The 23,518-nt window shown below is 37.8% G+C and carries 19 protein-coding genes; 16 read left to right on the plus strand and 3 right to left on the minus strand.

Annotated features, from left to right (window positions below):
- Nucleotides 1–72: 72 nt before the first annotated feature.
- The 8 genes from QOX35_RS12390 to QOX35_RS12425 are packed head-to-tail and all read left to right on the plus strand — an operon-like array spanning nucleotide 73 to nucleotide 10,080.
- Complete coding sequence (locus QOX35_RS12390) at nucleotides 73–741, plus strand: ABC transporter ATP-binding protein (RefSeq protein ID WP_006842871.1); 669 nt, start codon at nucleotides 73–75, stop codon at nucleotides 739–741.
- A 34-nt stretch (nucleotides 742–775) separates the two neighbouring features.
- The gene (locus QOX35_RS12395; protein ID WP_283687175.1) at nucleotides 776–2,059 is read left to right on the plus strand and encodes an ABC transporter permease; all 1,284 of its coding nucleotides are present in this window, start codon (nucleotides 776–778) and stop codon (nucleotides 2,057–2,059) included.
- A 4-nt stretch (nucleotides 2,060–2,063) separates the two neighbouring features.
- Nucleotides 2,064–3,317 carry an ABC transporter permease gene (locus tag QOX35_RS12400; protein ID WP_283687176.1) on the plus strand — a complete coding sequence of 418 codons (1,254 nt, stop codon included), beginning with the start codon at nucleotides 2,064–2,066 and terminating at the stop codon, nucleotides 3,315–3,317.
- Between the two features lie 26 nt (nucleotides 3,318–3,343).
- Nucleotides 3,344–4,603, plus strand: coding sequence for an ABC transporter permease (locus QOX35_RS12405; RefSeq protein WP_283687177.1), 1,260 nt, complete (start codon nucleotides 3,344–3,346; stop codon nucleotides 4,601–4,603).
- 4 nt (nucleotides 4,604–4,607) lie between these two features.
- Entirely contained in the window at nucleotides 4,608–5,864 is a 1,257-nt protein-coding gene (locus QOX35_RS12410; protein ID WP_283687178.1) for an ABC transporter permease, read from the plus strand.
- A gap of 21 nt (nucleotides 5,865–5,885) precedes the next feature.
- Nucleotides 5,886–7,367: a TolC family protein gene (locus QOX35_RS12415; protein ID WP_283687179.1), complete on the plus strand. Its 1,482-nt coding sequence runs from the start codon at nucleotides 5,886–5,888 to the stop codon at nucleotides 7,365–7,367.
- Nucleotides 7,368–7,408: 41 nt separating this feature from the next.
- Nucleotides 7,409–8,776 (plus strand): sigma-54-dependent transcriptional regulator, encoded by a 1,368-nt coding sequence (locus QOX35_RS12420; protein WP_283687180.1) that lies wholly within the window; start codon nucleotides 7,409–7,411, stop codon nucleotides 8,774–8,776.
- Between the two features lie 5 nt (nucleotides 8,777–8,781).
- Nucleotides 8,782–10,080: a sensor histidine kinase gene (locus QOX35_RS12425; protein ID WP_135105181.1), complete on the plus strand. Its 1,299-nt coding sequence runs from the start codon at nucleotides 8,782–8,784 to the stop codon at nucleotides 10,078–10,080.
- Between the two features lie 35 nt (nucleotides 10,081–10,115).
- Here the strand turns inward: QOX35_RS12425 and QOX35_RS12430 are convergent, their stop codons facing one another.
- Complete coding sequence (locus tag QOX35_RS12430) at nucleotides 10,116–10,859, minus strand: NUDIX hydrolase (protein WP_283687181.1); 744 nt, start codon at nucleotides 10,857–10,859, stop codon at nucleotides 10,116–10,118.
- Between the two features lie 218 nt (nucleotides 10,860–11,077).
- Here QOX35_RS12430 and QOX35_RS12435 point away from each other — a divergent pair, with 218 nt between their 5' ends.
- The 4 genes from QOX35_RS12435 to QOX35_RS12450 all read left to right on the plus strand — a co-directional run bounded on the left by QOX35_RS12435 (nucleotide 11,078) and on the right by QOX35_RS12450 (nucleotide 17,368).
- Nucleotides 11,078–13,411: a glycoside hydrolase family 3 protein gene (locus QOX35_RS12435; protein ID WP_283687182.1), complete on the plus strand. Its 2,334-nt coding sequence runs from the start codon at nucleotides 11,078–11,080 to the stop codon at nucleotides 13,409–13,411.
- A 68-nt stretch (nucleotides 13,412–13,479) separates the two neighbouring features.
- Nucleotides 13,480–14,265, plus strand: a complete 786-nt coding sequence (locus QOX35_RS12440; protein ID WP_283687183.1) for a histidine phosphatase family protein — start codon at nucleotides 13,480–13,482, stop codon at nucleotides 14,263–14,265.
- A 30-nt stretch (nucleotides 14,266–14,295) separates the two neighbouring features.
- On the plus strand, nucleotides 14,296–16,569 hold the full coding sequence (locus QOX35_RS12445; protein WP_283687184.1) for a TonB-dependent receptor: 2,274 nt from the start codon (nucleotides 14,296–14,298) through the stop codon (nucleotides 16,567–16,569).
- 19 nt (nucleotides 16,570–16,588) lie between these two features.
- Nucleotides 16,589–17,368 carry an acid phosphatase gene (locus QOX35_RS12450; protein ID WP_283687185.1) on the plus strand — a complete coding sequence of 260 codons (780 nt, stop codon included), beginning with the start codon at nucleotides 16,589–16,591 and terminating at the stop codon, nucleotides 17,366–17,368.
- A gap of 354 nt (nucleotides 17,369–17,722) precedes the next feature.
- Here the strand turns inward: QOX35_RS12450 and QOX35_RS12455 are convergent, their stop codons facing one another.
- Nucleotides 17,723–20,137, minus strand: coding sequence for a TonB-dependent receptor (locus tag QOX35_RS12455; protein WP_283687186.1), 2,415 nt, complete (start codon nucleotides 20,135–20,137; stop codon nucleotides 17,723–17,725).
- A 155-nt stretch (nucleotides 20,138–20,292) separates the two neighbouring features.
- Entirely contained in the window at nucleotides 20,293–20,571 is a 279-nt protein-coding gene (locus QOX35_RS12460; protein ID WP_283687187.1) for a hypothetical protein, read from the minus strand.
- Nucleotides 20,572–20,846: 275 nt separating this feature from the next.
- Between QOX35_RS12460 and QOX35_RS12465 the strand changes: the two genes are divergently transcribed.
- The 4 genes from QOX35_RS12465 to QOX35_RS12480 are packed head-to-tail and all read left to right on the plus strand — an operon-like array spanning nucleotide 20,847 to nucleotide 23,489.
- The gene (locus QOX35_RS12465; RefSeq protein ID WP_283687188.1) at nucleotides 20,847–21,419 is read left to right on the plus strand and encodes a hypothetical protein; all 573 of its coding nucleotides are present in this window, start codon (nucleotides 20,847–20,849) and stop codon (nucleotides 21,417–21,419) included.
- A 53-nt stretch (nucleotides 21,420–21,472) separates the two neighbouring features.
- Nucleotides 21,473–22,081, plus strand: coding sequence for a LemA family protein (locus QOX35_RS12470; protein WP_283687189.1), 609 nt, complete (start codon nucleotides 21,473–21,475; stop codon nucleotides 22,079–22,081).
- 14 nt (nucleotides 22,082–22,095) lie between these two features.
- Complete coding sequence (locus QOX35_RS12475) at nucleotides 22,096–22,863, plus strand: TPM domain-containing protein (RefSeq protein ID WP_283687190.1); 768 nt, start codon at nucleotides 22,096–22,098, stop codon at nucleotides 22,861–22,863.
- 23 nt (nucleotides 22,864–22,886) lie between these two features.
- Nucleotides 22,887–23,489 carry a DUF4230 domain-containing protein gene (locus tag QOX35_RS12480; protein ID WP_283687192.1) on the plus strand — a complete coding sequence of 201 codons (603 nt, stop codon included), beginning with the start codon at nucleotides 22,887–22,889 and terminating at the stop codon, nucleotides 23,487–23,489.
- The last annotated feature ends 29 nt before the right edge of the window (nucleotides 23,490–23,518 follow it).

Here is a 23,518-nt window from a genome sequence, read left to right on the forward strand (position 1 = left end):
TTATACTCTTCCTAATCGAAGGAAGAGTATAAAAGTAAATAAAAAAATAATCATACATAAAATATCAGCACTATGTCAATAATCAATTTACAAGGGATTACAAAAATTTATAGGACGAAAGAAGTAGAAACAGTAGCATTGGAAAATGTAAATCTGGAAGTCGAAAAAGGGGATTTTCTGTCCGTTATGGGACCATCAGGTTGTGGTAAAAGCACTATGCTAAATATCATGGGTCTACTCGATGTTGCAACCAATGGCAAAGTACTCATCAATGGTACAGAAACAAACAAGATGAAAGACAAAGAAATGGCGGAGTTCCGCAACAAAACACTTGGGTTTGTTTTTCAAAGTTTTCATCTTATAAATTCACTAAACGTACTCGACAATGTGGAACTGCCACTTCTTTATCGCAAGTCTGGAGACACCAGCCGCCGCGAATTAGCAAAGCATGTTTTGGAGAAAGTAGGTCTTTCGCACCGTATGAAACACTTCCCGTCTCAATTATCTGGAGGACAGTGCCAGCGTGTAGCCATAGCCCGTGCAATTATCGGTAATCCTCAAATCATTTTGGCCGATGAGCCTACCGGAAACCTTGACAGCAAGATGGGTACGGAAATTATGGATCTATTGTTTGAGTTGAATAACGAAGGTACAACAATAGTAATGGTGACGCACGATGAGCTGATAGCAAAAACGACTAAACGTATTGTTCGTTTCTTCGACGGAAGACGTGTAGAATAGAATTTAACAAATCAGCTAAGCTAGAAGGGAAAAAATGAAAATAAGCTACTTCAAACAAGCCATAAGAACAATTAAGGATAATCCTTATTCGGCTTTTATATCCATCATGGGTGTTGCTCTTTCTATCGGCATAATTATATCGTTACTTGTTGCCATACGAGCTAAAACAATGGATATTGAACCGGAGACCAACCGCTCGCGATCTTTATATGTAAAATGGGTTGGAGTGAAAGAAAAAAACACAGGAAACTTTGTCGTTAACGGTTTTATGTCTTTAAAAACAATTAAGGAGTGCTTTCAGTCATTAAAAACACCCGAAGCTGTTACCATATCATCATTTATTCATTCTCATCTGGCTACTTTACCGGGAGGAAGCAACCAGAAGAGATGTTATGTATTGTATACAGATGATGTTTTCTGGAAAGCATTTGATTTTAAATTCATTGATGGAAAGGGATATAATAAAGAAGATTTCGATTCGGGTATAAGGAAAATCGTTATCAGTGAAAAATTGGCACGCACAATTTTCGGAAGCATAAAAAATGTGGTAGGAAAACAAATGCAGCTAAACTTTATTACATACACAGTATCTGGCATAGTAGAAGACCTCTCACCGATAACGGTAGCCACTTATGCTCATGCATGGATTCCCCTCACATCTATACACAAAACACAAAGTGCAGATATGGAAGGAATAACAGGTATGTACAAATGTCAGATTATAGCGCATTCTTCGAAAGATTTTGATGCCATACGTGCAGAAACAAATCAACAGGTGAGCCGCTATAATACAACATTAGCCAACTATAATGTAGAATTTTACGGCCAACCCGACACTCGATATGTAGAGGATCATCGGTTTGGACCGAGATATCCGGATATGCAAAGGTCATATTTATCGGATATCGGATTTATATTGATCCTTCTAATTGTACCCGCCATTAATTTATCTGGTCTTACACTGTTTCGGATGAGAAGAAGAATCGTTGAATTGGGAGTTCGAAAAGCATACGGTGCTACTAGAAAAACCCTCATCTGGCAAGTATTGAGCGAACAAATGGTATATTCTCTTATTGGCGGTGGTTTAGGTTTATTGCTATCATTCATTACAGTCCATTTTATAAGCGACTATGGTTTTAATTATAATAATTACTTTGGTTTGGATATTGAGCCTCATTTTAACCCTTCTGTTTTTATAACTCCGGGTACGTTTCTTCTGACGTTTATCTTCTGTGTAATCATAAACCTTTTAAGTGCAGGAATACCCGCATGGAGAGTGTCATCTGCATCGATTGTTAAATCTTTAAGAGAAGACTAAAGCTATGTTGAAACAAATTTTCAAGATAATAATTAATCAGCGCAAAAGTAATTATTGGATAGTAGCCGAATTACTCTTTGTTTCGATATGTCTTTGGTATATAGTTGACTATATGGAGGTGCTGAGATCAGTTAGAAATATACCCTTCGGTTATAATATAGAAAACACTTATCGCATCGATTTAAATGAACGCCTTGAAGACAGTGAAAATTATATCTCTCCCGAAGAAAAAAGAACGACTAGCGGAGAAGATTTATTAAGCATAATGGAGCTGATACGTCAGTATCCACCGATAGAATCAGTATCGCTGTCTATAGCGTCACAACCTTATGCGGCTACACCTTATAGTCAGGCATATTATAAAAAACTGTCTTATAATAAAATGGGTGTGTCAGCTCAGGAATATAAAGTTACCCCTTCTTTTTTTGATGTTTTTAAAACACAATCTATCACTCAAAAAGATTTAAAACAAGTGTTGAATAGGCATTCTGTCATAATATCTGCAAATGCTGCAATTGAGTTATTAAAGGGAGAGGAAGCTATCGGCAAGAATATCATTGTAGGAGAGAATGGCGAAGAAAAACAGATTACAGGGGAGTATGTACCTGTAAGATGGACTGAATACTTTAAAGCTAACCCCTCATTCTATACACTTCTGTCTGAGGAGGAAATCATAAAGAATGTAAACTCTGACAACCTATCTCAAATGGAGCTGTGTATACGTGTGAAACCGGACATAAAAGATGATTTCATCGACAAATTTATAAAAGATATGGCACCTAAGATTATGGTTGGTAATATTTATCTGATGGATGTACGCCCAAGCTCCTATATCAGAAAGGCCGCAGTAGGGCCTGAAGAGAGTACGATCTTCGTCAGAACTTTTCTTTTAGGATTTCTTCTTATCAATATTTTTTTAGGTGTATCGGGTGTATTCGGTTTACGAACACAACAACGAAAAAGTGAACTCGGACTACGTATCGCCTTAGGCTCATCAAAAATTAAACTCCAACTGCTGGTTATCACAGAAGGTCTGTTATTACTATCTGCAGTCATGATACCTACTATAATTATAGCACTCAATTTCGGACTATTTGAACTTGTACATCTCGATTGGGTAGCATTCACTTTTTTACGCTTTATAATCGGCATATCGCTCACCTATGCTATTATGGCTCTAATTATTCTTGTTGGTGTATGGTATCCGGCATACAGGGCTACAAAAATAAATCCGACAGAAGTATTGCGAAACGAATAAAAATCTTGAATAAAACAGAATAATATATGTATAAAATATATTTCAAACAGGCTTTGGGAATGCTGAAACAAAACAAGTTTATCAGTATAATCACTATTACAGGTACAGCATTGGCTATAATGATGGTTATGGTCATCATAGTGACCGACTCCATTAAGCATGTAGATATAGCACCTGAAGTAAACAGAAGCAAGACCTTCTATGTGAAACGCTATACCAAAAAGAGTAAAGATCAAACTAAAAATAGGATATGGCAAAGTACGATCAGCTACGAATTGTATAAAAATTACCTCTCGGAATTTAAAACACCCGAATATACCACAGCTGTTGATAAGGCATGGAATGGCAATCAGTTTATGGTAAAAAAGGAGAATGCGAACGAGCGTTTCTTATCGGAGATCAAAATGGTAGACGCTAGTTACTGGAAAGTACTATCCTTTACTTTTCTGGATGGAAAATCATTTACGGAAGAAGACTTCAAATCAGGCATACGTAATGCTGTGATATCGCAAAATCTTGCAAAAAAAGTTTTTGGGAACAATGGAGCTTTGGGCAAAAATATAGAAATAGACTTTAACCTATACAAAGTAATAGGTATTATAAAAGACGTGCCCCAGACCTTTACATACGGATATGGAGAAGCGTATATACCATATACTTCGAAGAATGGGTATAACAACAGGAGCTATCATATTTTATACCTATTGAAGGATAAAAAAGACGCAACGGCATTAACGGAGGAAATACAGAAAGCTCAACGAAAATTTGATAGTGGCGACCCCGAAAACAATATAACGTTTCATGGTCCTTACAATCAGAGACAGCTCTCGATGGAAGAAACCAGGGATATGAAACCCGATGAAAAAACAGCCAATAGAAAAATGATATTCATTTTTACCGTTTTACTTCTCATTCCGGCAGTTAACTTATCCAGCTTTAGCATGTCTCAAATAAAAAGACGAATCGAAGAAATAGGAGTAAGAAAAGCTTTCGGTGCAAAAAAATATATAATACTGATTCAGATTTTGTTCGAAAATCTAATTACAACTTTCATAGGAGGCATTATAGGATTGATATTGTCATACTTCATTGTAATGTGGCTCAAAAGCTGGCTACTCGATGTAGGGGCAGAGAGTGCTATACCAATTCATGCTTTAATATCATACCCTGTATTAGTCGGTGTATTCTTAGCTTGCTTTGTGCTCAACCTTCTTTCGGCAGGGATACCGGCATACAGAGCGTCAAAAGCAGCCATAGTTGATTCTTTGAACAAAAAAAACATGTAACAATATGATAAAGCAAATTTTTAAAATAATATGGAGTGAGCGAAAAATCAACATTTGGATATTGTTCGAGCTCGTATTGGTCTTTTGTATCCTTTGGTTTTGTGTAGATTACATCTATTTTTTCACAAAACGTTACTTAGAGCCGACAGGCTATAATGTAGAACACGTTTACAACATCAATATGGGTATAAAAGAAGAAGGCCATGTACTTATAAATAATGGAACGGATGCTCAAAAAGATTCATTAGTCAACATCGTATGGACTATCGTAGATCGTATAAAGAAATATCCTGATATAGAATATATAAGTCTCTCTTCGGCTGCTGTTCCTTATTCGGGTTCATTTATGAGCAATAAAGCCTCTTTGGATACGATGGTTGATTACATTCAGTTCAAATCGGTTAGTCCTGACTATTTCAATGTTTTTAAAATCAACGTGCAACAAGGACAAGTAGAGAACTGGAATAAAACGGATAATATAGTTATCAGTGGGAATAAAGATAATCAATTTTTGAAGCACGATGCCAAACAAATAAAATCACTCGTAACTGGAGATAACGAAAACAAACAAGTAATAGGAGTTGCAGCATCTTCCAAGAGAAGTGAGTTTGACGAACACAATCCGATAGTTTACACATTATTATCCACAAACGACAGGGAAACAGTCTATTTTGACGGAATAGAAATTTGTGTACGGGTAAAAGCCGAAGCCGATAAAAATTTCATTGAACGATTTACAAAAGATATGCAAGAACAAATTGCGATGGATCCTTATTTTTTATCGTCTGTGACATCTATCAGTGATCTTAGAAAAGACTTTATGAAATGGAACAAATACGATAATAACTTCAAAAGTATTTTTTCTATATCATCGTTCCTTTTCATAAATATCTTTCTCGCTGTAGTAGGCACATTCTGGTTTAGGATACAGACCCGACGTAACGAAATTGGCTTAAGAGTAGCTGTAGGATCAACCCGAATGAATATAAAAGCTTTATTTATTCTCGAAACTCTCTTCTTATTGTTATTAGCCAGTCTTATAGCCACACCGATATGCATAAACATCGCTTTGGCGGATATACTAAGAGATATTGGAGTACCGTCCATAGATAGAGGAGAAGAGCCTATACGGATAAGCCAATATTTTATCAATTATTTATTTACTGCCTTGATCCTGATTACAATATCAATATCGGCAGTACTTTATCCATCGTGGAGGGCATCAAGGATACAACCGACAGAAGCTCTACGAGACGAATAAAACAGAAACAAAACAAAGAGTATGAAAAAGATTTTTTCTTCTATTCTATTGCTGGCTTTATTTACAGGTTTGCGAGCACAAGATACGATTACAGTAAATCTGCCTGAGGCTATTCAACGAAGTGTCTCTATCTCGGTAGATGCTGTTGTAGCCCGCAACCAATTTAAATCAAGTTATTGGGGATATAGAACATATAAAGCCGAACTGTTACCCGAAGTAACGTTAAATACAACCCTGCCCTACTATTCTAAATCATACAATGCATTTCAGAATTCGGACGGAACATACACATTTGTTAGCAACGACTATAGTAAAATAGACGCAGGAATATCCATATCCCAAAATATCCCATTAACAGGGGCTACACTTTCCGTAGAAAGCAGTTTTCAAAGATTAGAGCAATACGGAGGCAACGGTTCTACAAGATACATGGCAATTCCGGGATCGATAACACTCCAACAACCTATTTTTGGATTCAACCGTGTGAAATGGTTACAAAAAATAGAGCCGGTAAAGTATCAGGGAGCAAAACAGCAATTGGTCGCCGATATGGAAGATGTATCTAATACCGCAATCCAGTACTATTTCAATTTGCTATTGGGACAAATAAATATGGAAATAGCACAGCAAAATCTAAAAAACACAGAGAAGCTCTATACGATAGCCGAAGCAAGAAGAAAAATAGGACAAATTTCAGAGAATGATTTATTGCAACTGAAAGTCTCATTACTAAAAGCGGAGTCATACCTCACAGATGCACAAGCCTCTTTAAGTTCAAGAATGTTTCAGTTGCGTTCCTTCCTTGGGTATGGAGAAGACATTATCATTAAGCCCGCTATACCGGAAGGGCTTCTAAGTAGAATGCCGGTTTTGTCTTATCCGCAGGTGGTAACATTGGCACGAGAAAACAACCCCTTTACGCAGAATATCCAGAAAAGAATGCTGGAAGCGTCTCGCGATGTAAGCCAGGCAAAAGCAGACCGTTGGAATGCGACATTATTTGTTTCATTTGGAATGTCGGGACAGGAAGACCGTTTTGCTCAAGCCTTCAACAGCAACAACTGGAGAAACAACCAAGTCGTTAATGTTGGTATTAAAATACCGATCTTGGATTGGGGCAAAAGCAAAGGAAAAGTAAAAATAGCTGAAGCTAATCGTGAAGTAGAAAATTCTAAGATAGAAAAAGAGCAGATAGATTTCAATCAAAATGTATATCTTCGTGTACAGAACTTTAATAGTCAGTCGAAGCAATTGGAACTGGCAAAAGAAACAGATATAATTGCACAGCAACGTTACAATACCTCTATCGAAGCGTTTGTATTAGGTAAAATTGATGTATTAAACCTGAACGACTCCCAATCTTCGAAAGATGAAGCCAGACGTAATTATATCGAACAGATGTATCTGCTATGGTCATATTATTATCAGATAAGAAGTCTGACCCTTTACGATTTTTTATATAATAAAGAAATATCCGCTGATTACGATAAGATTGTTGATTAACTTCAAAATCATTATTTTTATCCACTAGAACGAAGATTTTTATGATACTGATCTGTGACGACGATGCTGCTATACGTTCATCCCTTTCTTTAGTATTAAAAAGGGCCGGATATGAAACAGCGAATGTAACATCTCCTCAAGAGGCAATAGCTTTTGTGAAAGTCACATCTCCCGACCTGATCCTGATGGATATGAATTATACCAAAGGGACAAGCGGAGAAGAAGGACTTACTTTACTGAAGCAAGTGAAAATTTATTGCCCTGACGTACCTGTTATACTTATTACGGCGTGGGGATCGATCAACCTTGCAGTGAGGGGAATACAAGCCGGTGCTTTTGACTTTATCACCAAGCCTTGGAACAATATGGCGTTACTGAACACCATTCAGACAGCGATACAGTTGAAAGAGAGAAGTGAAAAAGAGGCAGCCGGAAACAATTCACATATCAGTAGCGACGAAGCTTTTCGGAATGATAAAATCATAGGCAAGTCTCCCCTCTTACAAAATGTATTCAATACAATTTCACGCGTAGCCAAAACAAATGCCTCTATCCTTATTACAGGCGAAAGTGGTACAGGAAAAGAACTTATAGCAGAAGCTATACACGAGAACAGCGACAGAAAAAAGAATCCATTTGTGAAGGTAAACCTAGGGGGTATTTCACAATCTCTTTTCGAAAGTGAAATGTTTGGTCATAAAAAAGGAGCGTTTACCGATGCTCATTATGACAGAATTGGTCGCTTCGAACTAGCAAATAAAGGAAGCATCTTCCTCGATGAAATAGGAGAATTAGATGCGGCATGTCAGGTGAAATTATTAAGAGTGTTGCAAGATAAAACGTTTGAATCGTTAGGTGACAGCAAGCAAAAGCAAGTTGATGTACGTGTCATTAGTGCAACCAATCGCAATCTTGCCGACATGGTCTCTAAAGGCACATTCAGAGAAGACCTGTTCTATCGGATCAACCTTATCACAATAAGAGTTCCGGCTTTGCGTGAGCGGATAGATGACATTCTACTACTTGTAAAACATTTCGCAAAAAAACAAGTCGAAATAAACGGATTAGAAAATATTGAATTTACATCAGAAGCGATTAGCTTCTTGAAAAGATTACCATATCCCGGAAATATAAGAGAATTGAAAAATCTGGTAGACAGAGTTATTCTCGTCTCAGGTAAAAACATACTTACCGATAGCGATTTTAAAGATCAATATACCGCAATCCCCAATTCATCGTCTACACTCCCCGACTCTATCTATCCTTTAGACGAATTGGAGAAAAAGATGATAGAAAAAGCAATGGAACTATATGGTGGTAATCTCTCGAAGGTGGCAACAGCACTAGGCGTAAGCAGACAAGCATTATACAGAAGGCTGGAGAAATATGGAATAAGCACAAATGATTAGGGACTATGAAATCAAAAATCTTATTCTGGATATTAGCAGTTCTCGTCTTCGGTTCTTTATTAACTGTAGGGTTTGTTTTTTTTAGAACAGACCTATACAAGTTTCTACTTATAGAAGGAATAGCTATCCTTGCTATTATATTTTTTATCACACTTTACTACCGACTTATAAAACCATACCAGATTATTAGCGATGGAATGGAACTACTAAAAGAACAGGATTTTTCTACGCGTCTGCGTCCCGTTTCCGATAGCGAAGCCAACAAGCTGATTGAGATTTTCAATAAGATGATGGATCAGTTGAAAGACGAAAGGCTGCAAGTGAGAGAGAAAAATCATTTTCTTGATTTGCTTATACAAGCATCCCCACAGGGAGTAATCATTTTAGATTTTGACGATAAAATCACAGAGGTTAACCCATCCGGACTACGCCTGTTGAGTATAAACAATATCAATGACGTAAAAAACAAAAAGCTCGATGAATCGGGAATAAATATAGGAGATCAACTAAGCAAGCTAAAGCAAGGAGAAGATGTAGTGATACGTAGTTCGGGTATAACAATGTATCGTTGCTCGCGCTCTTCGTTTATAGATCGGGGCTTTGCACACCCTTTTATCCTCATCGAAGAGTTGACACATGAATTACTAAAGATTGAGAAAAAATCATACGAAGGCATTATCCGTATGATGGCACATGAAGTAAACAATTCGGTGGGGGCAGTAAGTTCTACTCTTAATGTTATCTCGGATATATTACAGCAGAATGAAAACAGCGAATTGATAGATGTATTGCCTGCTGTAGACGCATCCTTCGACAGATGTAAGCATTTGGGGCATTTTATCAGCAATTTTGCCGAAGTTGTAAAAATACCGGAACCATCGGTATCCGATGTAAGTATAAATGAGCTGGCACGGTCTGTGGAATCTCTCTCCCGAGCAGAATGCTTAAAAAGGAATATAAATCTTAAATTGAGTCTGACTACCGGGAAAGATTTAGCATGTATCGACAGTATACAATTTGAACAAGTTCTGGTCAATATTGTAAAAAATGCCTACGAAGCAATAGACAAAAATGGAGATATAAATATCATTACTACCTCTCAACCTCTTTCCATTACCATTGAAGACAATGGACCTGATATACCGGAAGAAACAAAACAAAAACTATTTACTCCTTTCTTTACTACCAAACAGACAGGTCAGGGAATCGGATTAATGTTTGTTCGTGAAGTCTTGCTTAATCATAATTGCAAATTTGACTTGAAGTCTGAAAATGGTTGGACAAAATTCGAGATCTTTTTCTAACAACAGGCATTTGTATTCATATCTGAGAGATACGATCACATCGTATCCTTGATATCGGGAGAAATAAAACTATATAAAATAGGGGCATTATACTCTTTCCCTTTTTTTCGTTCGTCCAGTTGAATAACAAATCCTTCCTGAAGTATTTTTCGTTGAAAGTTTCGCCTGTCAAGCTTTTTATTTAAAAATATTTCATGGATCTTTCTCAATTCAGTCATCATAAATTTTTCGGGAAGCAGCTCATATCCTATAGGTATTATTGGCATTAAAAGTTTGATTGACTCTTGTGCTTTTTTTATAATAAGCTCATGATCTGAATACATAGCGGGCAATTTATTTATATCATACCAATGTAATTGCTTTTTTTCGGACACAAAGTCATTTACCTCATCATACCTCACCAAAGCAAAGTAGCCCATTGTTATAAATCGCCTTAACAGCCATTTTCCATCATTCCTTACCGAGCTATATTGAGCTACATAGTCTAAGTTTTGTTTCATAATAGTTCTGTTAGGATCACTAAACAATGCAAATTGCTTTAGGAAAATATTGCTCAACCCGGTATAAAGTTCCAGTATCCTGTGTGCCGCTTGATCAGCACTTTCGTCATTAAAAACAAAACCTCCTAATAGAGCCTTATAATTGTTTATGCCAAAATCTCTGAGCAGAACTTTTATTTTTCCCTTGTGAAAAGCTATTATAACACAATCTACCGAAAAGCCTGGGTGCGAGTTCTCTGCGGTATGATCTTCATATGTCAACGTCGTTAAATCTTTCATAATCGAAGTAATAGGCATCTATATCCTCTCAAAATTAATGAGTCTGTAAAATTAGAGAATATATTCCGAATAAAAATATGATTAATAATGTCAAATTGTGTTGTAAAACATATATGCGTATTTTGTACGCACATTAATTTTTTTCTTCAAAATCAATAAATATATTTGCAAAATATACATGCGTTTACATAACGCACCTAAATATAAATATCAATATTATGAAAAAGAAGTATATTCCAATATTCCTACTCGGAATATTGAGTTTGCAATGTACACAGCCAACTAAAACCGATGATTACATCCTTGTAGAAAATAAAGGTGGACCCACACTGGGGTACTCAGCAGCATCAGGTGTAAAAATCATTACGGTTGACGATCTAAAATTTAAAGACCTCAACAAAAACGGAAAGCTGGATAAGTATGAAGATTGGCGTTTGCCTGTACAAGAAAGAGCAGAGAATCTCGCTTCATTGATGTCTATAGAACAGATAGCTGGCCTGATGCTATACAGTGCACACCAATCGTTACCGGCTAAGGAAAGTGGGTTTTTAGCAGGGACATACGATGGAAAGTCTTTCACCGAAAGCGGAGCGAATGCTTGGAATCTGACCGATCAACAAAAGAAATTCTTAAAAGAAGATAACCTACGACATGTATTAGTTATGGGTATCCAAAGTCCTGAAGTAGCAGCTCGCTGGAACAATCAGATGCAAGCTTACATAGAAGGTCTTGGATTAGGTATTCCGGGAAACACAAGTTCAGACCCTCGACATTCGGGACAATTGGTTGGATCTTCGAATCCTGAATTCAACGCAGGAGGAGACCGCATATCTATTTGGCCTGATGGGTTAGCTATGGCAGCTACATTTGATCCTTCTATAGTCAAACAGTTCGGAGAGGTGGCAGCCAAAGAATATAGAGCATTAGGTATAGCAACTGCGCTTTCACCTCAAATAGATTTAGGAACCGAGCCTCGCTGGTTCCGTATCAACATGACATTTGGCGAAAGTCCGGAATTGGCAACAGATATGGCTCGCGCTTATATTGATGGCTTCCAAACTTCGGAAGGAGATGCAGAGATTAAAGACGGATGGGGCTACAACAGTGTAAATGCAATGGTAAAACACTGGCCTAGTGGAGGACCCGAAGAAGGAGGCCGTGACGGGCATTGGGCATTCGGAAAATTTGCAGTGTATCCGGGAAATAATTTTGAAACACATCTGACACCATTCCTCGAAGGTGCTTTCAAGTTGGAAGGCAAAACGAATAAAGCATCAGCCGTTATGCCATACTATACAATATCATACAATCAGGCAAAAGACGGAACAAACTATGCTAATGGATTTAGTAAGTATATCATAACAGACCTTCTGCGCGACAAGTATGGATATGATGGCGTAGTCTGTACCGACTGGCTGATTACAGGAGATGAAGGGAAATCTCCGGGAGATTTTGCTGGAAAACCATGGGGAGCAGAAAAACTTTCTATTCCCGAAAGACATTACCTAACCATCATGGCGGGAGTTGATCAGTTTGGAGGCAACAATGATAAAGAACCTGTATTAGAAGCTTATCGCATGGGTGTAAAAGAGCATGGAGAGGAATTTATGCGCAAACGCTTCGAACAATCGGCAGTTCGTTTATTAAAGAATATTTTTCGGGTAGGACTTTTCGAAAATCCGTATCTCGATCCTAAAGAAAGTGAAGCAACAGTTGGTTCCGAAGCATTTGTAAAGGCGGGTTATGAAGCTCAACTGAAGTCTATCGTATTACTAAAAAATAAATCGACAGTATTACCTGTGAAGGATAGCAAGAAAACGGTATATATTCCTAAGAAAATAAATCCTTCTGTCAGAGACTGGTGGGGCAATATAACTCCAGAAACTGAGGCAATACCAGTAAATCTTGACTTAGTAAAACAGTATTACAATGTAACAGACAATCCTCAAAATGCAGATTTTGCTCTTGTTTTTGTAAACTCTCCGCATAGCAATAGCGATGGTGGAGGTTATGATAAAGAAGATAGAAAAGCCGGAGGAAATGGATATGTTCCTATTTCTCTACAATATGGGCCTTATACAGCTACAGAAGCCAGAAGTCACAGTATCGCCGCAGGAGACCCAGTAGTAGATCCTTCTATAACAGACAGATCATACAAAGGAAAGTCTACAACCGTAGTTAATACAAAAGATTTGAATACAATACTGGATACAAAAACACAGATGGGTGATAAGCCTGTTGTAGTTGTTGTAAATGCTACCAGACCGATGGTATTTAACGAATTCGAAAACAAAGTAGAAGGTATAGTCATTCGTTTTGGTGTATCAGACAAAGCGGTAATGGATATTGTTTCAGGTAAAGCAGAACCTTCGGGTTTACTTCCTGTGCAAATGCCGGCTAACATGGTTACAGTAGAAAAGCAGAAAGAAGATGTTCCTTTCGATATGGAATGCCACACAGATACAGAAGGTAACACTTATGATTTCGGGTTTGGACTCAACTGGAAAGGGGTAATAAAAGATGCACGCAACCAGAAATATATAAAGAATTAATACAGACACAGAAACTATTAGTCACCTTAATATACACATTAATTAACCTATTTAACCTTTAAAATTTTATGAGCAAATTGAAAATTCTCTTTGTTGCTATCTTGCTATGCATAACGCCATACGTGTTTGCTCAAGATGCAAGTAAAGATAACACTGTTACTTTTTATGTAACAAGACATGGTAAAACGATACTGAACACCTTAGTGCAAGCTCAAGGGTGGGCAGACACCCCTCTGACTCCACCCGGAGTAGCTGTGGCCGAATATTTGGGTATCGGAATGAAAGACGTTCCTCTGAAAGCGGCTTATTCCAGCGACTTGGGTAGAGCTCGCCAAACAGCCCGTATCGTTTTAGAAAAAAAGGGGCAGAAAGGCCTTCTTTTACAAGAAGATGAAGGATTGCGCGAAGCTTGTTTTGGTAGTTACGAGGGCAAACCAGATGAAAAAATGTGGGGAGACGCTGCTCTTAGAATCGGACTACGCAACATGAAAGAGTTTTTTGAAGCGATGAAGACCGACAACCAAGTATACATCAATGCCATGCAGGCGTTGAAGGATCTGGATGAATTGGGCATGGCTGAGAACTATTACGACGTAAAAAAAAGAGGGCAGGCTGCATTTAAAGCAATTGCAGAAAAAGAAGCAAAATTAGGCGGAGGAAATGTATTAGTAGTCGTTCATGGAATGTTTATCGGGATACTTCTATCAGATTTAGATAGCTCGGGTAAATTTATCCAACCTACCCACCTTGGAAACGCATCTGTAAGCAAGGTAGTCTACAAAGATGGTAAATTCACTGTAGAGTCGGTAGGTGATATGAGTTATGTGGAAAAGGGCAAAGCAGCCTCCAATTAGTAAAAAAATCGAAACACTAAAACAAACAGAATGAAGACAAATAAATATCTTTTCTTAGCTCTATTTCTAGCCTTTACAGGTGTAGGAATAAATGCTCAGGAAAAAAACAAATCGAAAAAAGAAGCTGCCGGCGAGGTCAAAGAAGGCGATCGCAATGTGATGCTTAATGCAGCAAACAATACCGGGCCGCGCGATGTTAATATCGGATTACCGGCTAGTACAGGAGGTACAACAGTGTTAGAGAATGGTATACCAACTGTATTCTTTTATTGGCCGGAACTACCACCTCGAGCATGGCGTAATGATGCGTCAATTGCAAAAAGAAAAATGCTTGACTTAGGGCAAACAGCCGTTCGTGTGGGAGAAGTGGGCGTATCATTGAGTACTTTCAACAATCTGGGTACTGATAAATTTCAGGGCAGAGGCTCGTTGAATTCAAACCACTTCGGATTAATGCGTGGAGATATTAATCTTAGCGGACCTATAAACCAAAAAGGACTTAAATTCTCTGTCGGTGCATACGGGAGTTTCGACCCGGGTACATTCAAACCTAAAGGTATTACAAGATATTATAACGACAAGGCTCAGTTGTATAAGGCAGCTTTGACGCAGGAGTACAAGGGAGAAAATATAAAAGGGTCTATAACCGCATTCTACAAGTATGCTAATATCGACAACATTAACAATAAGTATAGTCCATTCCGCTTCGATAGAAATGGAAAGGTCTCAGAACTTGATAATTTTAGGTTAGGTCGAGACTCTTATATCGAACAAAGCGGCGTACTTACGTTGAAAGATGCTTACACAGGGCAAGCTGTAAAAAGAGATCCGGTTAAAGATTATGGAACAGCTTCACATACGTTAGATATTATCGGTAAAAATACACTTTCAAATGGCCTAAACATTGACTACATCCTGCGTTATCGTTATGCAAAAACAGGTATGTATACTGCCGTAATGACTGGAGTTGAGAATGTTGCCAACCTTTCCGGCAAGTTGAATTATGTAGATGACGGAAGTGCCTATACCGGAGAAAATGTACAAAGTGTAATGAACCTGGCTTCGAGAAGAACTCCGATGAATACATTAATGGGTACAGTAGAAGTAGGAAGAAAATCGGGTAACCACAAATGGTCTGTTGGTATTGATCAGTGGTATTTTGAGACTCATAATTTCCTGACCGAATCATCTCAATATTATCAGGAAGTAGCTCCTAATCCTAGGAAACTAAAACTAATCACCAATACAAATCCAAATGGAGATATGAGGTTAAATGCAAACTATGAGTACTATGATGGCAGCGAGAACAAAACCGCACTGTTCTTCTTAGACAAATGGGATGTATCGAATGTAGTTACTTTAGACTTTGGTGCTCGCCTGCAATACTTCAACTTAAGAGGTAATTATATAAAAAGCGGCGACAGAAAAGATCAAAATGGCAATATACGTTTGATTGGTGATGCACCGAAATCAGATATTAAACATGATTGGTTGACAAAAGCTGTAATGGTAAATGCTGTAATCAAGTTGACAGACAAATTTGGTTTGCTAGGAGAAGCTGTTTATAATGAAGATGGAGCTCACTTGAACAAATACTCATCGGGCAAAGACCCTCAGTTAGAAATCTCAAAAGTTCCCGAGGCGGCAATAGGAGTATTTTACAATCACAAGTTTGTTAGCTTAGTATCAAAGGCAACATACATCAACAGGAATAATTACCGTACCACTGTGAATTTCTCAAATCCGAATAATAGCTCCGATGTTGAAAGAGCGATGACACAATACGATGTACAGACTTTAGGATGGACTACAGATGTATTATTTACTCCTGCGAAAAGCTTCAATTTACATTTTCTATTGACATTGCAACAACCAAAATATAAAAACTTCAACGGAGACCTTAAATTCTCCGATGGAACAGTCTCTTCTTACGATTTTGGAGATAAGACAGTAACCGGAGTTCCAAAGGTATTGATAGAGATAGATCCTAGTTATACTTGGAAAGATCTAAGAGTTTGGGCTAGTGCAAGATACTTTAGCAAGCAATATTTCAACAAACCGAATACCCTATACTTTGATGGACGTTGGGAGACATTTGCAGGTGTAAATTACAAAGTCTCTAAAAACTTTGATGTAAGTGCTACTTTCGTAAACTTGCTGAATCAACGTGGTGTTTCGGGCTCTATTCCTGATGCAGACCTGATCGTTACCGATGCAGATGTGAAGAGTAAAGAAGGTACTGTAATGTCGGGTACATACATCCGTCCTTTTACAGCCGAATTTGGAGTAAAGTATAAGTTCTAACTATTTAAATTATAAAGTTATGAAAGCAAGAATTACATTAGCCATTTTAGTTTGTTCTTTAATTTCGCTGAATATATTTGCGCAAGACAAAAAGATAAGAGATAAGAGAACAAATCCTGATTTATATTACTTGGAAGAATCGGAGGTCGCAAATAGTCTGGAGCTGTTACCACCTCCACCCGAAGCGAATAGCATTCTTTTCTTATACGATAAAGCTCAACATGACTGGGGAAAGCTGCAAAGAAATACCCCAAGAGGAGAGCAGGCTGTGAGTGACGCGCAGATAGGAGGTAATGGTGTACCATTGGCTTTTTCCGAGGCTTTTGGAATTGAAATCGCCCAAGAACAGACTCCTGAAATATACAAACTAATTATCAATATGCGTGAGGATGCCGGAGACTTGGCTACCCGTCATGCTAAGGTGCATTATATGAGGGTTCGTCCTTTCAGTTTTTACAATGAACAAACTTGCCTACCCGAACATCAACACGCACTGTCAACCAATGGCTCATATCCATCAGGTCATACAGCAATCGGTTGGGCAACGGCACTTGTTTTGGCTGAAATAAATGTTGACAGACAAAATGAAATTTTGAAACGTGGATATGAAATGGGACAAAGCAGAGTTATCTGTGGATACCATTTCCAGAGTGATGTTGATGCTGCCAGATTAGTATCGAGTGCAGTTGTAGCACGCTTACATGCGAATGATTCATTTATGGGACAACTTAAAAAAGCGAAAGATGAATTTGCAACTCTTCAAAAAGCAGGTAAGGTAAAGCCTAGCGACAAGAAGTAAGTTCGAAGAATTGGGTACACGTTCGGTAAAAGACAATAATACAAATGTATAACTAAATAAAATTAAATATTTATTACGGAGAGAGGCTACTGTTTTAGTAGCCTCTTTTTGTTGAATCACTAGATAACAATCAACTATAATTAATTTTATTATTTATCTATATACAAACCAAAAGAGAAAAAAGAAACATAAAAATTACAAATAAAAAGAGTAAAATAACTGTCACTTTTGTCACCTTTTTCATTAAAAGATGTATAGATCAGAACTATTCGAAGTGTATAATAAAAGCAGCCCGATGATAATCAATATCACTCGAGCTGCCTTCTTTATAAATTGGAGTTATAGCCTATCTGTTCAGAAAGACAAAGGGATCAGAAGTTTCAAGCTGAAATTTCGCCCCATGTTATACACCCCTTGCCTGCCTGTCACAGGATTTTCATCGGCATACTTCAATCTGCTCAAATGGTTCTGATAAGCTTTATCTGTCAGATTATTCACAGCGAAGAAAAGTGAAGCTATCGTTTTCCCCTTGTGGATAAAGTCAGTACCTATCGCAGCGTTGAAAAGTGTATAGGCTGGTGTCGGCGTCTCGGTTCTAAAAGCTGAATAAACTTTGCTCTGCTTCAAGTTACTTTCTACACCAAAAGAGACATAGGTATTGTTAAGTAACTTCTTGCCGTGACGTATCAGATCGTAACGAATATCAGATATAAGCTTCGGAGCCGGTGTAAACGGAAGATACTTTGTAGAATCAGGCTGGTTTAGCTGTACAGAACTTACATACGAAAACGAGTTCTGAAAATGCAGTTGCTCCACAGGGTGTATATCAACACTGATTTCACCACCCATAATACGAGCATCACCCGAAACAAACTGATATGTTTTATAGCCATCGGTAAGCAAGTCTTCTCCATTAGTGTCCAATAATTTATGAGAAAAGATATAGTTATTTATCCTATTGGCAAACAGAGATAACTCACCCGAAATAAGCGGAGAGGAGTAACCTAGTCCCCAGTCAGCCTGCCAGCTATTTTCTGCCTTTAGGTCACTGTTTCCTTTTTCATAACGAATTGTACCTTCGTGAGCACCATTAGATGCAAGCTCACTCATATTTGGGGCACGAAAACCATGTGACACATTCAACTTTGTATTCCATTCGTCCGAAAACTGATAAGTTAACCCTAAACTGGCACTAACACCGGTAAAGTTTCGGGAAAAGGCATGAAACTTTTCTTCAGCATCGGGGCTTGATGGAGTAACAACCTCCTCTTGTTCATTCAAGAACAATGCTCTAGCCTTGTTGTAACGGCGATCGATACGTAATCCGCCACTAATATCAAGAGCTCCTATATTTTTACTTACCAGTGCAAAAGCTCCTATATCAAACAGATTATACTCAGGTATCAGAAACTCCGATCCTTTGTTTAATGATCGTTGATACATACCGTTTATGCCTGCTACAAATTTATAACCCGCGATATCAGGCAGCGTATAGCGAATGTCATAGTTTACTGTATGAAGTTGAAAATACAAACCGTAAGTATCAGGTTCTGCTATTTCTTCAAACTCCTGCCTCCTGTTTTGTTGATAACCAATAATTGTTTTCAGATTCCCCTCTCCCACTATAATACTATTATTCAGTACCGCTTTGTAGTGATATATCTGCTGATAAGGGATCTGCTTTCCGTATGATTTGCTATCACTATCAGATGCCACAACTTCAGTTTCTTCTCCGTTTATAATAGCTGGTTTCAGGAATCTTCCGGTTGCTTCGTCTCGCTCACCTTCTACTATTCCGGGGGTCAAGTGATAATAATCCAGGCTAAGATGCGAATAGCCCCAGCTTCGGTTAATACCAAGTAGCCCGGACACAGCCCGTTCTCTAAATCCTGAATTATAGACATAGCCATCGTACTTATTTTTATATGAATGAGCCATTTTATCACTATAACGCCAGTTCCATACGAACCCGCTATTATTGCCAGCTGCATTTACCGAATAGTTAAACAGTCCGTTATTAGTCTGATAATCACTCATCAGATTGGCTTTTATTGTTCCCTCGGGCAGGATAGGTTCGGGTAGGAAATTAATAACTCCCGCCAAAGCATCAGAACCGTAAATCAAACTGGCAGGGCCTTTCAGTATTTCAACAGAGTTCACGCTTTGTGCATCTATCTCTATACCATGCTCGTCTCCCCACTGTTGCCCCTCTTGACGAATACCGTCATTGACAACCACAACTCGGTTGTACCCAAGTCCTCTTACAACGGGCTTTGATATTCCATTTCCTGTGGTTATCTGAGCTATGCCGGGCTGTTTCGCTATAGCATCTATAATATTCGAAGAGGATTGTTGCATAAGCTCTTTTTTAGAGATATACGATATCGGTGAGGGTGTACGTTTTATTAGCGAGTTACCCGTAAGAGCTGTGATGACCACTGCGTTAATCTCCGCATTCGATTCTTTCATTACGAAATCAAGAGTAGAAGTATTTTTAAGGTCGACAGTTTCAACAATTGTTTGATGTCCGACATAATTGACCTGTATCGTTGTTTTTATAGCCGGCAGATTAGCTATACTATAATTTCCGTTTTCATCACTGATTGCTCCCTTTTTCAGTTCGGGAAGGTAGATGCTAACTCCGATAAGTGGAACGCCATCGATACCGTCAGTTATCTTTCCTGCTAATGTCCTACTATCTATAGGGACATTTGCGAATATAGAAGTAACAGTAAAAAGGAAAAGAATGAATGTATATATTGTTCTCATAATTATATACGAATAGGAACTATTTATCTTGTATACACAATAGAGATAAACAGTTATATAGAGTTAATAAATATATAATATAAAATTGATCTTCGTATCAGGCTTTACCTAATACGAGAATAATGTTCTAAGCTAAAGAACACTCAAATAAGAAATTAGTTTGTATATGAAGAAATATAGGCAGGAGGACCACGTGTGGATATATCGGAGATGAGTTGGGGTAAGAATATAACCCGATCTGAAATAATAAGCGTTGTTACATAAACAGTAATTAGCTGCCTGATATTTCCAAACTTCTGAAGAGTAAAATTGAAAAAAGAAAAAAGGCAGATACTACAATCATGATGTTGGTCGGATAATTCCTGTTGCGATGAGCATGAGGTCTCTGCACAATAGTGGCTATGGTCTGTAAATATAAAGTGAAAAGGCTTCATCAGTATCATACTGACGAAAATACTTACAAACACAATTGCTATTTTCCGATGGGATATCATCTAACTCGATTCCTTGTGACGAGCAAAAGTAGTATTATAAATCAAACTATTACTCGTCCTTTTATTTTTAAATAAAAGAGTTAACTTTTATTTGGTAAAAAGATCTGCATTATATTGATATTCTACCAATAAAAAGATCAGAGAGATATCTTATAAATAGAATAATTTAATATTTATCATGTACATTTGTATCTGAAAACTTAATAATAGAACGAATGAGAAATTTGTGTATAACATTGATAATTGTACTTGTAGTTCCTGCCGTATGGTTTTCTTCATGTGCTAAAGTTGATGACTATGAAGGAGCTGGAAAACCGACAGTTTCCGACGTCAGATTCAACGCCAATGACACCTTACTTCTTGAAAATGGAGAGGTTATAGTTTTGAATGATTCTACTAAAAGAGGTCCATCGCATATTGACACATTAATTATAGGTAAAACACTCTACCTGAATGCCCGTTTTAGAGACAACATTGGTTTATCAAGTTATAGAGTGAAGATGGAAATAAATAGTCAAGCAGGCGAACCATATAAACTTTGGGCTCTTGGAGAAGATATTTTCAGTACAAAAAGACATAAGGTGACAGACACAATAATTATTCGCAATTCTTTGTTTTCGATTCCTTATTATGTTCTTAATAAAGATACTATATATATGAAACAAGGTGAACATGAGATACAAATTGCATATGGAAATATAGCAAACAAAACAGACTCTTCTTACTATAAGGTTTTGCTTCTTTCCAGAGACTCAATACTTTCAATCAGGAAGAAACAAAATATATAATCTGTTTGTTTTATAATCGAAGTAAAATATTTAAACACTAAAATACACTCACAATGAAAAAAAGTACAATTATTATTATTGTTATTGCAATAGCTGTTGTGATATTTGGCTTGATTGGACTTGTATGGGGTAGCTCCTCCTATAACAGTTTAGTAGCAAAATCTGAAAGTGCCTCTTCTCAATGGGCTCAGGTACAAAACGCATATCAACGTCGTGCCGATCTTATACCAAACCTTGTGGCAACAGTGAAAGGGTATGCTACACACGAACAACAAACACTGACAGAGGTAGTAGAAGCTCGTGCTAAGGCCACACAGATGCAAATAAATGCAGATCAGTTGACAGAAGAAAATATAAAAAAATATCAGGAAGCTCAAGGACAACTAGGTTCTGCTTTGGGACGATTAATGATGATTACTGAAAATTATCCAGATCTGAAAGCGAATACAAATTTCATACAGCTTCAGGATGAACTTACAGGCACAGAAAACCGTATCTCTACAGAAAGAAATAAATTTAATGAAAGAGTAAAAGATTATAATACAACTATCCGTATGTTTCCTAAAAATATATTTGCAGGACTTTTCGGCTTCCAAAAGAAAGCTTATTTCGAAGCAGATCAAACTGCACAAACTCCTCCAAAAGTAGATTTCTCTAAATAACAGTATATAAAGACTTGAAATATACATATAAGATATTGTTCCTATTATTGCTTGTGCCGGTATTACTATTGGCACAAGACGATGATTTACCAAGCCCCATCACCAGTCCTTCACCCAGACTGGTAAACGATTTCAGTAATACATTTACAAATGAACAGAGAGAAGACTTGGAAAGGATACTCCTCGCCTATAACGATTCTACTTCTACTCAAATTTATGTGGTTACTGTGGATGATCTAAAAGGTTACGACATCTCCGATTATGCAGCCCGATTGGGACAAAAATGGGGAATCGGACAAAAGGACAAAAACAATGGGGTGCTTATACTTATCAAGCCTCGAATAGGTAATGAAAGAGGTAGAGTATTTATCGCCACAGGGTATGGGGTAGAACACATCTTAACGGATGGTCGTGTAGGGCGCATCATCGACCAATACATGATCCCTTACCTTCAGAGTGGGGATTACTATAATGCAACCAAAGGAGCTATCGGAGCCATAATAAAATATCTATCGGGAGAGTTCCAAGCTGATGAAGATAACGGAGATAAAGGTTCTCTTGTCGGACAAATCTTTATCATATTATTCATCCTCTTTATCTTGTATATTTCGTATCGAAACAATAAGGGAGGTCCATCTTCGGGAGGACGCAACCGTGGAGGCGGTGGCTACTATGGTGGCTGGGGAAGCGGACGATCGGGAGGTGGCTGGAGTAGCGGAGGTGGCTTTGGTGGTGGTGGAGGCGGAAGCTTCGGAGGCGGTGGCGCCGGAAGAGGTTTCTGAAAAATCCTATAAAATATACGCTTATGGCAATCAATATAAAACCACAGATATTAAGATCACAGATCTTTATACTCGGTACAGGAATCATTCTGGGTATAATGGTGATGTACCTCATTAATACAAAAAAGAATGCTACGGTACAGATATCCCACAATATGGTACTTCAAGAAATAGAAAGTCTAGGCAATCTTGAAGTAACAAAGTATAGTATTCAGGATATGATGGAGTATAAAAAAATCCGAAGATGGCTGCCTAACGCAAAAACTGGACTAATTATATATGGAGAAGTTATATGCTGTGTAGACCTGACCAAACTAAAACCCGAAGACATAACTGTTTCCGAAAAAACAATACATCTACAACTCCCCTCTCCCGAAATATGCCATGTAAAAGTTGATCATTCCAAATCGAGAGTATACGACATGGAATTCGGTCTATGGGAATCAACGGATATAGTTGATGAAGCATACACCTTTGCAGAACAACAGCTCAACGAAAAGGCCAAACAACTGGATATGCTCAGCCAAAGCAGAGACAATGCTGTAAACCTATTGAAACCTATCCTAAAAGCGATGGGATTCGAAGAGGTAGTTATTACATTCAGATCTAAATCGGGCAAAGGATAAATCCCTTTTCATCAACAAATTCTATACCT

Origin of the sequence: Dysgonomonas sp. Marseille-Q5470, assembly GCF_951230145.1 — a bacterium.
In the GTDB taxonomy this organism is placed as follows: domain Bacteria; phylum Bacteroidota; class Bacteroidia; order Bacteroidales; family Dysgonomonadaceae; genus Dysgonomonas.